13 protein-coding genes are annotated in these 13,115 nt (G+C 59.0%); 10 read left to right on the top strand and 3 right to left on the bottom strand.

Features of this window, described 5'->3' with window-relative positions; all coding sequences use genetic code 11:
* Window positions 1-5: 5 nt before the first annotated feature.
* From lepA to cysQ, 7 genes are all read left to right on the top strand, one after another.
* The gene (gene lepA, locus ACB042_RS16000; RefSeq protein ID WP_005335396.1) at window positions 6-1,799 is read left to right on the top strand and encodes a translation elongation factor 4; all 1,794 of its coding nucleotides are present in this window, start codon (window positions 6-8) and stop codon (window positions 1,797-1,799) included.
* Window positions 1,800-1,802: 3 nt separating this feature from the next.
* The gene (gene lepB, locus ACB042_RS15995; RefSeq protein WP_005335395.1) at window positions 1,803-2,726 is read left to right on the top strand and encodes a signal peptidase I; all 924 of its coding nucleotides are present in this window, start codon (window positions 1,803-1,805) and stop codon (window positions 2,724-2,726) included.
* Window positions 2,727-3,398 (top strand): ribonuclease III, encoded by a 672-nt coding sequence (gene rnc / locus ACB042_RS15990; protein WP_005335394.1) that lies wholly within the window; start codon window positions 2,727-2,729, stop codon window positions 3,396-3,398. It begins immediately after the preceding gene.
* Complete coding sequence (era, locus tag ACB042_RS15985) at window positions 3,395-4,294, top strand: GTPase Era (protein WP_323925448.1); 900 nt, start codon at window positions 3,395-3,397, stop codon at window positions 4,292-4,294. Before rnc ends, era begins: the two co-directional genes overlap by 4 nt.
* A complete protein-coding gene (gene recO, locus ACB042_RS15980) occupies window positions 4,295-5,005 on the top strand; it encodes a DNA repair protein RecO (RefSeq protein WP_005335391.1) in 711 nt (236 codons plus the stop codon).
* 84 nt (window positions 5,006-5,089) lie between these two features.
* Window positions 5,090-5,827: a pyridoxine 5'-phosphate synthase gene (gene pdxJ, locus ACB042_RS15975; protein WP_201944399.1), complete on the top strand. Its 738-nt coding sequence runs from the start codon at window positions 5,090-5,092 to the stop codon at window positions 5,825-5,827.
* Between the two features lie 202 nt (window positions 5,828-6,029).
* Complete coding sequence (gene cysQ, locus ACB042_RS15970) at window positions 6,030-6,797, top strand: 3'(2'),5'-bisphosphate nucleotidase CysQ (protein ID WP_371178715.1); 768 nt, start codon at window positions 6,030-6,032, stop codon at window positions 6,795-6,797.
* Window positions 6,798-6,876: 79 nt separating this feature from the next.
* Here the strand turns inward: cysQ and ACB042_RS15965 are convergent, their stop codons facing one another.
* The 3 genes from ACB042_RS15965 to ACB042_RS15955 form a co-directional block, all read right to left on the bottom strand.
* On the bottom strand, window positions 6,877-7,173 hold the full coding sequence (locus ACB042_RS15965) for a YciI family protein (RefSeq protein WP_144713785.1): 297 nt from the start codon (window positions 7,171-7,173) through the stop codon (window positions 6,877-6,879).
* A 24-nt stretch (window positions 7,174-7,197) separates the two neighbouring features.
* A complete protein-coding gene (locus ACB042_RS15960) occupies window positions 7,198-7,761 on the bottom strand; it encodes a septation protein A (RefSeq protein WP_021229465.1) in 564 nt (187 codons plus the stop codon).
* Between the two features lie 90 nt (window positions 7,762-7,851).
* Window positions 7,852-9,375 carry an aminotransferase class V-fold PLP-dependent enzyme gene (locus tag ACB042_RS15955; RefSeq protein ID WP_144713786.1) on the bottom strand — a complete coding sequence of 508 codons (1,524 nt, stop codon included), beginning with the start codon at window positions 9,373-9,375 and terminating at the stop codon, window positions 7,852-7,854.
* Window positions 9,376-9,550: 175 nt separating this feature from the next.
* On the opposite strand from ACB042_RS15955, the gene ACB042_RS15950 reads away from it, so the two are divergent.
* From ACB042_RS15950 to ACB042_RS15940, 3 genes are all read left to right on the top strand, one after another.
* Complete coding sequence (locus tag ACB042_RS15950; RefSeq protein WP_005335337.1) at window positions 9,551-10,186, top strand: hemolysin III family protein; 636 nt, start codon at window positions 9,551-9,553, stop codon at window positions 10,184-10,186.
* A 127-nt stretch (window positions 10,187-10,313) separates the two neighbouring features.
* On the top strand, window positions 10,314-11,975 hold the full coding sequence (locus ACB042_RS15945) for a putative transporter (protein ID WP_005335335.1): 1,662 nt from the start codon (window positions 10,314-10,316) through the stop codon (window positions 11,973-11,975).
* 231 nt (window positions 11,976-12,206) lie between these two features.
* The coding region (locus ACB042_RS15940) for a retention module-containing protein (protein WP_371178714.1) at window positions 12,207-13,115 on the top strand (909 nt) is incomplete at its 3' end.

The following is a 13,115-nucleotide window of genomic DNA, read 5'->3' as shown; positions in this document are numbered from 1 at the left end:
GCTCGATGAAACACATTCGTAACTTTTCGATTATTGCGCACATCGACCACGGTAAATCGACCCTGTCGGACCGTCTGATCCAGACTTGCGGTGGCTTGTCCGACCGCGAGATGCAGGCTCAGGTGCTTGACTCCATGGATCTGGAGCGCGAGCGCGGCATTACCATCAAAGCACAGAGTGTGACCCTGAACTACCAGGCACAAGACGGTAACACCTACCAGCTGAACTTTATCGACACCCCGGGCCACGTTGATTTCTCCTACGAGGTCTCCCGCTCTTTGGCGGCCTGTGAAGGGGCGCTGCTGGTGGTGGATGCCGGCCAGGGGGTTGAGGCACAGACTCTGGCCAACTGCTACACCGCCATGGAAATGGATCTGGAAGTGGTGCCGGTGCTGAACAAGATTGACCTGCCGGCCGCAGAACCCGAGCGGGTTGCCGAGGAGATCGAAGACATCGTCGGTATCGACGCGGTCGATGCGGTGCGCTGCTCCGCCAAGACCGGTCTGGGTGTTGATCTTGTGCTGGAAGAGATCGTTGCCAAGATCCCGGCACCGGAAGGTGACCCGGATGCCCCGCTGCAGGCGCTGATCATCGACTCCTGGTTCGACTCCTATCTGGGGGTTGTCTCTTTGGTGCGGATCAAGAACGGTTCCCTGAAGAAGAACGACAAGATCAAGGTGATGAGCACCGGTCAGGTGTGGGGTGTCGATCGTATCGGTATCTTCACGCCCAAGCAGGTGGATACCCAAGGTCTGGGCTGTGGCGAGGTAGGTTGGGTTGTCTGCGGTATCAAGGACATCCACGGCGCGCCGGTGGGCGATACCCTGACTCAGGCCAAGAACGGTGCCGACAAGGCGCTGGCTGGCTTCAAGAAGGTGAAGCCGCAGGTTTATGCGGGTCTGTTCCCCATCTCCAGCGATGACTACGAGTCGTTCCGTGACGCCCTCGACAAGCTCTCCCTGAACGATGCCTCCCTGTTCTTCGAACCGGAGAGCTCCACTGCGCTGGGCTTCGGCTTCCGTTGCGGCTTCCTCGGCATGCTGCACATGGAGATCATTCAGGAGCGTCTGGAGCGTGAATACGATCTGGATCTGATCACCACGGCGCCGACCGTAGTGTACGAGATCGAGCTGACCGACGGTTCTACCATCCACATCGACAGCCCGGCCCAGATGCCCGCCATCACCAGCATCAAGGAGATGCGCGAGCCGATCGCCGAGTGCCACATCCTGCTGCCGCAGGAGTACATGGGCAACGTGATCACCCTCTGTATCGAGAAGCGTGGCGTGCAGACCAACATGGTCTATCACGGCAAGCAGGTGGCGCTGACCTATGAAATCCCGATGGCGGAAGTGGTGCTCGACTTCTTCGACCGTCTGAAGTCCACCAGTCGCGGTTACGCCTCGCTGGACTACGGCTTCAAGCGTTTCGAAACCTCCGACATGGTCCGTCTGGATATCATGATCAACGGTGAGCGCGTCGATGCCCTGGCTATCATCACCCACAAGGACAACGCCCAGTATCGCGGTCGTCAGGTGGTGGAGAAGATGCGCGAGCTGATCCCGCGCCAGATGTTCGATATCGCCATTCAGGCGGCCATCGGCAACCAGATCATCGCTCGCAGCACCGTCAAGGCTCTGCGTAAAGACGTAACCGCCAAGTGTTACGGTGGTGACGTGAGTCGTAAGAAGAAACTGCTGAACAAGCAGAAAGAAGGTAAGAAGCGGATGAAGTCCCTCGGCCGTGTCGACGTGCCGCAGGAAGCCTTCCTCGCGATTCTCCACGTCGGAAAGGATTAATAGATGGCAAGCACGTTTTCCCTGATCCTGGTGGTGGTCTGTGCGATCACCGGTGTTATCTGGTGTCTGGACAAGATGATTTGGTCCAAGCAGCGCGCCGCCAAGATTGCCGTGGCTCGTGCCCATGGCGGTGCACACCTGGATGAGAAGACCCTGGCCAAGGTGGCCCCCGTGCCGGTCTGGATTGAACAGACCGCCGGGGTCTTCCCGGTCATCACCTTTGTGCTGATCCTGCGTTCGTTCATTTTTGAACCGTTCCAGATCCCGTCAGGTTCCATGATGCCCACCCTGCTGGTGGGCGACTTCATCCTGGTGGAAAAATTTGCCTACGGTCTGCGGGATCCGGTGACCAACACCAAGTTTCTCGAGACTGGCGAGCCCAAGCGTGGCGACGTGGTGGTGTTCAAGTATCCCCTTGAACCGCGCGTTGACTACATCAAACGGGTGGTCGGCATGCCGGGTGATCGGGTCATCTATCGCAACAAGGAGCTGATGATCCGGCCCAAGTGCGAAGAGCAGGAAGGGAAAACGTGTCCGGGCTTCAAGAAGCTCGACGTCAAGTTTGAACAAAGAGGCGAATTTACCCAGATGGGGATCCCCCTTGATCGCTATACCGAGCAGTTGGGCGATGTCTCCCACGAGACCCTGCGCAATCCGCTGATGCCCGACATGGTTGGCCGTTACTATCGCCAGCCCGGCACCTACCCCGACGAGTGGGTGGTACCGGAAGGCCAGTATTTCGTGATGGGCGACAACCGCGACAACAGCACCGACAGCCGCTTCTGGGGCTTTGTGCCCGAGCAGAATCTGGTCGGCAAGGCGGTCGCTATCTGGATAAGTTTTGAATTCGAGCGCGAAGAAGGCTCCCTGCTGCCAAGTTGGGTACCGACAGGTGTGCGCTTCAACCGCATTGGCGGAATCAAGTAAATGAATATCAAGATGAACAGACTGCAGTCCCGTCTCGGGCATGTCTTTGCGGATCTGGAACTACTGACCCGGGCGCTGACTCACCGCAGCGCCGGCTCCCGTCACAATGAACGACTGGAATTTCTGGGTGACTCTATTTTGAGTCTGGTGATTGCCGACGATCTGTTCCACCGCTTCCCGCAAGCGGCGGAAGGGGATCTCAGCCGGATGCGCGCCACCTTGGTGCGCGAGAAGACCCTGGCCGAACTGGGCCGGGAGTTTGATCTCGGGGATCACCTGATCCTGGGCCCCGGCGAACTCAAGAGCGGCGGTTTTCGCCGCGAATCCATTCTGGCCGACACGGTCGAGGCGGTGATCGGTGCCGTCTATCTGGATACCAATCTTGAGACGGTGCGGACACTGCTGCTGAGCTGGTACGCCAGCCGCCTGGAAGAGATCAAGCCTGGCATCGAGCAGAAAGATCCCAAGACCCGTCTGCAAGAAATTTTGCAGGGAAGCCGCAAATCCCTGCCGACCTACACCGTGACCAACGTCAAGGGCGAGGCCCACAACCAGGAGTTCACTGTCCAGTGTGACGTGGAAGGTCTGGATGGTCCCCTCGTCGGGGTCGGCACCAGCCGTCGCAAGGCCGAACAGGCCGCGGCGCAGCAAGCATTGGAAAAACTGTCATGACAGATACCACCTACTGCGGCTTTGTCGCCATCGTGGGCCGCCCGAATGTGGGCAAGTCCACCCTGCTCAACAAGCTGCTTGGCCAGAAGGTCAGCATCACCTCGAAGAAGCCCCAGACCACCCGTCACCGGATTTTGGGGATCGACACCGAGGATAACTACCAGACCATCTATGTGGATACCCCGGGTCTGCACATTGAAGAGAAACGGGCCATCAACCGCCTGATGAACCGTGCCGCCACCAGTTCGCTGGGTGATGTGGCCATGGTGGTGTTCATGGTCGACGGTACCCACTGGACCAAAGACGACGAGATGGTGCTGGGCAAGCTGCGCAATCTCAAGTGCCCTGTGGTGCTGGCGGTCAACAAGATCGACAACGTCAAAGAGAAAGAAGATCTGCTGCCCCACCTCGAGTGGCTGGGCCAACAGATGAACTTCGCCCATATTCTGCCCATCAGTGCCGAAAAGGGCACCAACGTGGAGAAGATCCGCGAGTGGGCCAAGGAGCTGCTGCCGGAAAACGTCCATTTCTTCCCGGAAGATTACGTGACCGACCGCTCGTCCCGCTTTATGGCCTCCGAAATCATCCGCGAGAAGCTGATGCGCTTCACCGGCGAGGAGCTGCCCTACTCGGTGACGGTGGAGATCGAGCGATTCAAGGTGGAAGAGAACGGCCTCTATCACATCCACGGCCTGATCCTGGTCGAGCGCGATGGCCAGAAGAAGATGGTCATCGGTAACAAGGGCGAGAAGATCAAGACCATCGGCACCGAAGCGCGCCTCGATATGGAGCGTCTGTTCCAGAACAAGGTGCACCTCGAGCTGTGGGTCAAGGTCAAGTCGGGCTGGGCTGATGATGAGCGCGCCCTGCGCAGCCTCGGGTATGGTGACGACTGATTGCTGACCCCGGCTTTCGTCATCCACAGTCGGCCCTATCGGGAGACCAGCCAGCTGGTCGAGGTCTTCACCCAGGATAGTGGCCGATTTACTCTGGTGGCTCGCGGTTCTCGCGGGCCACGCTCGCCTCTCAAGGGGCTGCTGCAACCCTTTACCCTGCTCACCATCGCCTGGCGCGGCAAGGGCGATCTCAAGAACCTCACCCAGGTCGAATGCCCGGATCACTCCCTGCGTCTCGGTGGCGATCGCCTCTTCTACGGCCTCTATCTCAACGAGCTGGTCTACTACCTGCTGGAAGCGCACACCCCGTTCCCCGAAGTGTTCGATGCCTATGCCCGTGCCATCATGGCGCTGGCCGACGGCGAGACGCCGGAGCTGCCGCTGCGCCGCTTCGAGTTCCTGCTGTTGCAGGCGCTCGGCTATGCGGTGGATTTCGAATACACGGCGGACGACGAGTCGCCCATCGAGCCGACCCTGCTCTATGGCTTTGAGCGTGAATTGGGCTTTGTTGCTTGCGAGCGGGCGCCGGATCCCCGTACCCTGTTTCTCGGTGCCCACCTGCTCGCCTTTGCCGAGGGACGTTTCGATACCCCTCCCTTGCTGCAGGCGGCCAAACGTTTCAGCCGATTGGCACTGCAACCCTATCTGGGCAAGCGCCAGCTAAAGAGCCGGGAGCTGTTTTTAAAACGCAAAGCCAGTATGCAAGGCTGACACAGATTACAGACATACGGATATTGGCGCGGTGTGATTCGCTGACCGCGCAGTCAACAGATGAAGCCTTTCAAGGAGTTCTCAATGAGTGAAATCTATCTGGGTGTGAACATCGACCATATCGCCACCCTGCGCAACGCCCGTGGCACCCAGTATCCTGATCCGGTACAGGCCGCATTCGTGGCCGAGCAGGCGGGGGCCGATGGCATTACCGTGCATCTGCGTGAAGATCGTCGCCACATCACCGACCGCGATGTGGATATCCTGCGCCAGACTATCCAGACGAGGATGAACCTGGAGATGGCAGTGACCGAAGAGATGATCGGCATCGCCTGCCGCATCAAGCCCCACTTCGTCTGTCTGGTGCCGGAGAAGCGTACCGAGGTGACCACCGAGGGCGGTCTGGATGTGGCCGGTCAGCTGGACAAGGTGACTGATGCCGTTGCCCGTCTCTCCGCGGTGGGTGCCCAGGTTTCCCTCTTTATCGATGCCGATCCCATCCAGATCGATGCGGCCGCCGAGAGTGGCGCCCCCTTTATCGAGATCCATACCGGTCGTTACGCCGATGCCACCACCGATGCCGAGCGCAACGCCGAGTTCAAGCGCATCGCCGCCGGTGCCTCCTATGCCGCTGGCAAGGGGCTCAAGGTCAATGCCGGCCACGGCCTGCACTACCACAACGTCAAGGCCATCGCCGCCATCCCCGAGCTCTATGAGCTCAACATCGGCCACGCCATCATTGGCCGTGCCGCCTTCGATGGTCTGGCCAAGGCCGTGAGCGATATGCGCCTGCTGATGCAGGAAGCCCGTCAGGGGATCTGAGTTGCAAAATAGGCCCGCGGCCTGAGACCGGTCGCTAGAAATAACAAGGGACGCCACGGCGTCCTTTGTTATTTCAGGTGTTGTTCAAGTGAGGGCAATGGGCTGGCGGCCACCGAGCTGTAATAACCCAGCACAATCGGCTATAAGCAGTTGATGTCAAAAGGGTTACACTGGTTGACCCTGTGAGCTGGACGAGATTGTTATGGATCATCCCCTGTACCACCCCGATATCACCGAACTTGAACCTGTCGCCCGCGCGGCGGGAGCGGCCATCATGGCCATCTACAGCCAGCCCTTCGCGGTAGAGTACAAGAGCGACGAGAGTCCCCTGACCGCGGCCGACAAGGGGGCTCATGAGGTGATCGTTCAGGGGTTGGCACGGCTGACTCCTGATATCCCTGTACTGTCGGAGGAGTCGGGGTCCGAGGTAATGGCGGCGCGCCACGGCTGGTCCCGCTACTGGCTGGTGGATCCCCTCGACGGCACCAAGGAGTTTGTCTCGCGCAACGGCGAGTTCACCGTCAATATCGCGCTGATTGAAAAGGGGACGCCGCGCTGGGGGATGGTCTATGCCCCTGTGCTGGATAAGCTCTGGTATGGCGGAAAGGGGCTCGGTGCCTGGCGAATCGCCGATGGCAAGCGCGAGCCTATCCAGACCCGGCCTCATCGTGAAGGAGCGGCGTGGCGAGTGGTGGGCAGTCGCAACCACCTGTCGCAGGAGACCCTCGATTTCTTGGCTCCTTTTGGCGAGATCGAGCTGGTCTCCATGGGCAGCTCCCTCAAGTTCTGCATCATTGCCGAGGGGGGCGCCGAGCTCTATCCACGCCTCGCCCCCACCTGCGAGTGGGATACCGGCGCTGCGCAGGCGGTGCTGGAGGGGGCGGGGGGCAGCGTCGCCCAACTCGATGGCTCGCCGCTGCGTTACAACAAGCCCGACATCCTTAACCCCTGGTTTGTCGCCAGGGCATAAACGAGATATCGGGATGCAAAAAGGCCGGACTGGAGTGAACTTCCAGTCCGGCCTTTTTTATTTCGCTATTCGCTTCGGGTCAGAAGACCTTTTTGAACGGCTTGATGGTGACCTTGGCGTAAACACCGGCGGTCACATAAGGGTCGGCATCAGCCCAGGCTTTGGCGTCAGCTTGCGAGGCAAACTCGGCGATAACGGTGCTGCCGGTAAAGCCTGCATCTGCTGGATCCTCGGCATCGATGGCCGGGTTGGGACCGGCGGTCAGCAGGCGCCCTTCATCCTGCAGGGCTTGCAGGCGAGCCAGATGGGCAGGGCGAACCTGCTTGCGAAGTGGCAGGCTATCGGGGACATCTTCGGCGTAGATGAGATACCACATGAGACAATCCTTTTCTGATGAGGGTTATTTTTTTGGTTCGTCTTTTTGCTGGGACAACTGCTCGGCAGGGATGTGGCGATAGAGATAGACGCCGCTCAGCAGGGTAAAGACCAGCGTCATCCCCAGCAGGCCGAACACCTTGAAGTTGACCCACATCTCCTGCGGCATGTTGAATGCCACGTAGAGGTTGAGCAGGCCACAGACGGTAAAGAAGCCGACCCAGCCGAGATTGACAGTGTCCCAGACCTTATCGGGCGCTTGCAGTTCCTTGGCCAACATCTGTTTGATCAGGTTCTTGCCAAAGCCGTAGCGGCTGATGAGCAGACCCAGTGCGAACAGTACGTTGATGACAGTCACTTTCCACTTGATGAAGGTGTCATCGTGGAAGAAAACCGTGAGGCCGCCAAAGAAGCCAACCAGCAGGAAGGTAAAGAGCTGCATCTTCTCGACTTTGCGATAGCGGATCCAGCTATAGGCGAGCTGCAGACCGGTGACTACCACCAGTGCGCCGGTAGCCATGTAGATGTCGTAGAACTTGTAGACCGCGAAGAAAACGATAAGTGGAATAAATTCAATAAATTGCTTCATTGTTGGCGCCTAGTCCTCAAAGATGGCCTGCAAATTTTGCCCAGTCTACCTGCACGGTGGACAACGGCAAATGAATAAGACCGCTCATTTTTACGCCGGTTCCGCGCTGTCGCCAAACAGTTGGCGAGCAATGGTGAGCCCCAGTCGCTGCTGATCGGCCAGCAGGTCGCGAATATGGCGCTCTTCAATCAGGGGATTGAGCAGCACGGCGCGCAGCAGGGTAAGCGGCTGGGCACCGTAGCGCACCACGGCGCGCTGGGTACGGGAGACAAAGCTGTGTCCCTCGGCCCGCTGGGCTTTTTGTAGCGCCACGTTGAAGGCGTTGATCTGCTCGTTGGCCGCTTCGTCCAGCACCTTGCCCTGCAGATGGGGCGGGATGCAGCGGTAGGAGAGCAGGTTCATCACCGGAGTAGACATCAACTCGAAGGCAGGATCGCTTTCGATGAGCTCTGCCATCAGTCGGGCACGGTCGTAGTTGGCTTCAATAAGTTGGGCATAACCCTGCTGGCCAAACAGCTGGAAGGCGGCGTCCAGATAGAGGGCATTGGCCGGGCGGGTGCCCTCCAGGGTAAAGCGGCCCTGATCGAATGAGGTAGCGCGAATGGCGTAGGGGGCCTCTCGCTTGACCGCCATCATCAGGTCGGGCTGGCGGCAGAGCAGCATGCCAGTACCGAGCGGCACCAGCAGTTGCTTGTGGCCATCGAGGGTGACGGTGTCGGCCTGCTCTATTCCGGCCAGCAGACCTTGATAGCGGGGGGAGAAGAGGGTCGGGCCGCCCCAGGCGGCATCCACGTGGAAGTGGATCTGCTCGCGCTCGGCGATGGCGGCCAGCTCAGGCAGGGGGTCGATGGAGCCAAAGTCGGTACTGCCTGCCACGCCGACCAATGCCAGTACTTTCAATTTTTGCTCTTTGCACTGGATCAGAGCCTGTTCCAGCGCCGCCAGACTGAGCCGGTTCTGCTCGTCGGTCTCGAGGCGCCAAACGCTGCGGGCGCCCAGCCCCAGCAGATCCATCCCCTTGTCGAAGGAGTAGTGCATCAGGCGGGAGCCCAGAATGACGGCGCCGCGATAGCCCTGCTCGTAGAGGGCAAACAGGTTGTCGCCACAGGCGCGGTTGCGAGCCAGCCAGAGGGCGGTGACGTTGGCGATGGTGCCGCCGCTGGTCATGACACCGAGGGCGGCATCCTTGGCATGCATCTGCTCGCCGTAGAAGGCATCGTCCATGCCGTAGATGAGGCGGTGCAGCTTGGCCAGCACCTCCCGCTCCAGAAAGCTGAGCAGGCGGGAGGACTCCATCTTCATCGGATTCTGGTTGAGCATCACCAGCAGGCGCGACAGCTCGGCGGTATAGGCTGGCAGGGGCGCCGTCATGTGGCCCATGTAGCGTGGCGAGGTGAGGTGAGAGGCGCCGGGCACCAGAGTAGCCAGCCGCGCTAGATACTCCTCGATAGGTTGGCCGACCGCAGGCATGCGGGATTGATCGAGCTGGTGGGTGAACAGGTCGCGCTGATAGGGGGCTTGACTGTCGTCGGAGTGGTGGAAGCTCTCCAGCAAGGTGTTCATCGCCTCGCCAAAGGCGGGATCCGCTTGTGCAAACAGCTCAGTCAACTTCATCAGGTTCTCCAGACCAGGTCACCGGGGTAGGTGTCTATGCCGCTTGTCTCGGGCATCGGCGGCAGAGCATACACCAAAGGTTGGCAGGTGACAGCCACTCCATTTTTTAAGCGAACACTTGTACTCCGAAATGGCGCTGGGTAGAGTGAGCCACAGTTATTGTGGAGTCGATGTTATGAGTGGTGTGATGGATTACTCCCCCCGGGAGGAGCTGGCAAACCGGCTGAGTCACGGTGCGGGATTGTTGCTGGGGATTGTCGGGCTGGTGCTGTTGCTCATCAAGGGATGGGGGCAGGGTACGCAGGCGCTGGTGAGCTACAGCCTTTATGGCGGCAGTCTGGTGCTGCTCTATCTCGCCTCGACCCTCTACCACAGCATGGCGGAAGGGCGGGCCAGACGCTGGTGCAAGGTGTTTGATCACTGCGCCATCTATCTGCTGATTGCCGGCACCTATACCCCCTTCCTGCTAGTCGCGTTAGACACGCCGCTGGCGAAGGGGTTGATGGTGGTGATCTGGGCCCTGGCGCTGGCTGGCGTGGTGTTCAAGCTGGTGTTTATCAACCGCTTCAAGAAGTTGTCGCTGTTCACCTATCTGATGCTTGGCTGGCTGTCGCTGGTGGTCATCTATCAGCTCTACATCCATCTGGCGGGTGAGGGGCTGCTGCTGCTCGGGCTTGGCGGCCTTATCTACAGCCTCGGGGTCATCTTCTATGTGGCCAAGCAGATCCCCTATAACCACGCCATCTGGCATCTCTTTGTGCTGGGTGGCAGCGTTTGTCACTTTATGGCCATTTACGGCTACGTCGCCTAACGTCTTGCAACTAGCCCTTAATTGGTATTTTTAGCGCGTAAAAGGATAAATTCGTGCGGTATCACACAGTTGGCATCAGCGTTTGCTGACAAGCTAGGGCCAGTTCAATTCGCAAAGGATGCACGAAATGAGTGAAATCGCGCTTTCCATCAGCATGTTGTCGCTGGTGGCAGTGCTAGGACTCTGGCTGGGAAACTGGCGAGTCTATGGCGTTGGCTTGGGAATAGGGGGGGTGCTGTTCGGCGGCATCATAGTGGGTCACTTTGCAGGCGCCTCCGATCTCGCGCTGGATGCACAAACGCTTCACTTTATTCAAGAATTTGGCCTGATCCTGTTTGTCTATACCATCGGCATCCAGGTCGGGCCGGGTTTCTTCTCGTCATTGCGCAGTTCAGGTCTCAAACTCAACGCCTTTGCCGCTTTGCTGGTCATCCTTGGCTGCGTGGTGGCTGCTGGCTTGCATCAATTTTTCGATGTGCCGTTGCCGGTCATTCTGGGGGTCTTCTCCGGTGCCGTCACCAATACGCCATCCCTCGGTGCGGGCCAGCAGATCTTGGCCGAGCTGGGCGCCGCGCCCGGTTCTACCGGCCTGATGGGGATGGGCTATGCGGTTGCCTATCCGTTTGGTATCTGTGGCATTTTGCTCACCATGTGGCTGGTCAGGGTCTTCTTTCGCATCAAGATCGACGATGAAGCCGCCCAGTTCGAGCTACAAACCGGTAAAACCAAAGAGAGCTTGCAGACCATCAACATCGCGGTGCGCAATCCCAACATGCACGGCCTGATGCTGAGCGAGATCCCGAGTCTCGACGAGTCTGATGTCATCTGTTCACGGCTCAAACGGGGCGACGAGCTGATGGTGCCACGGCCGGAATCCCGTATCGAACTGGGTGACTTGCTGCATCTGGTGGGTGAGCGCCACGCGCTGCACAAGGTGTTGCTGGTGTTGGGGGAGGAGGTGGAGACCTCGCTCTCGACCCGCGGCACCGATCTGCGCGTCGAGCGGGTAGTGGTGACCAACGAGCAGGTTCTTGGCAAGAAGATCCGCGATCTGGATATCAAACAGCGCTATGACGTGGTGATCTCCCGCCTCAATCGGGCTGGTATCGAGCTGGTACCGACCAGCCAGACCAGCCTGCAGTTTGGCGACATTCTCAACCTGGTGGGGCGCCTCGATGCTATCGAAGCGGTGACCAATGTGGTCGGCAACGTGCAGCAAAAACTGCAGCAGGTGCAGATGTTGCCGGTATTTATCGGGATTGGCCTTGGCGTATTGCTCGGCTCCATCCCCTTCTATCTGCCCGGTTTCCCGGCCGCCCTCAAATTGGGTCTGGCGGGTGGGCCGCTGGTGGTGGCGCTGATCCTGTCGCGGATCGGCAGCATCGGCAAGCTTTACTGGTTCATGCCCCCCAGTGCCAACCTTGCGCTGCGGGAGATCGGCATCGTGCTGTTTCTGGCGGTGGTCGGCTTCAAGTCGGGGGCGGGTTTCGTCGATACCCTTATCAACGGTGATGGCCCGGCCTGGATGCTCTACGGTATGGCGATCACCCTGATCCCGCTGCTGGTGGTCGGTGTGCTGGCACGCCTCTACGGCAAGATGAACTATCTGACCCTTTGCGGCTTGCTGGCCGGCTCTATGACTGATCCTCCCGCGCTGGCCTTTGCCAACGCCATGCACCCGACCAGTGGCGCCAGTGCGCTCTCATACGCCACTGTCTACCCGCTGGTGATGTTCCTGCGGATCATCTCGCCACAGCTGCTGGCTATCATCCTCTGGGCGGGAGCCTAGGGTTAATCCTGACGGGAGCATGCCTTGTCATGCTCCCGTCATCATTCTGTAATCTATTGATAATTTTGGTTTTTGCCATTCTCGCAACCTCGTTTTATACACTTCTGTCTGGCTGAACAGTTCAGCCTCAAATCGGTCTATCCTTTCGAATTTTCGAGCTGGTTATTTTTCCCCTCAGTCTGCAAAGTAGGCTGTGGCTTATTGCATTCAAATCAGGATTCAGGAGAGAACATGATCACCAATGCCGTTACCTTGGAACAGGGCGTAACCGTAACCCAACTCAAAGGACAAATTTATCTGGTTGCCGCTGATGGCAGCCGGAAGCTGTTGGCTGAAGGTGATGTGCTGCCGAAAGGGGCAGTGATCGTGTCGCCGGATGGCGCCAGTTTCATGGGCGGCGGACAGTCATTCAATGTGCAACCAGCCAGCGAGCAGAGTGAGCCTGCCGAAGAGGGAGATGCTCCCCAGCTGGCTCAAAATGGTGCCGCTGGCACTCCTGATGATATCAATGCCCTGCAACAGGCCATTTTGGGTGGCGCTGACCCGACCCAGGCCTTTGAAGCCTCTGCAGCAGGCGGTGCACCTGCCGCCGGTGGTGGCGGTATTGGGGGCGTCGCCGGTGCCAGTGGCAACGGCGGTTTTGTCACCATCGACCGTACCGGTTCCGCAACCATTGCTGAAGCCACTTTCGATACCACCTACAACACCAATGGCGAGCCACCGCTGGGTGCTGCTGGCGAAGATGAAGTATTCGACCTGACGCCGCCCACCATTTCCGTGGTTGCGCCAGATAACACCAATGACACTACTCCGACCCTGACCGGGACCACGGATGCTCCTGCTGGCAGCACCGTCACCCTGCTGGTCACCGATGCAAACGGTAATCAACAAACTCTGACCGCTATCGTCGCACCCAGCGGTACCTTCACCGTGGATGTGGTGATCCCTTTGGCTGAAGGCTCTTATACCGTCACTGCCGCAGTGACAGATCCTGCGGGGAATACAGGTAGTGCGACTGATTCAGGGAGTGTGGACACCAAGATTGACCAGGATGGCGACGGCAACACCGTGGCCATCACCGGCATCACCCAGGACACCGGCAGCTCGGGCAGTGACTTCATCACCAACGACAACACCCTG

Source organism: Aeromonas sp. S13(2024) (assembly GCF_041402405.1).
Classification (GTDB): domain Bacteria; phylum Pseudomonadota; class Gammaproteobacteria; order Enterobacterales; family Aeromonadaceae; genus Aeromonas; species Aeromonas veronii.
This window is presented reverse-complemented; position numbering and strand designations above follow the sequence as displayed.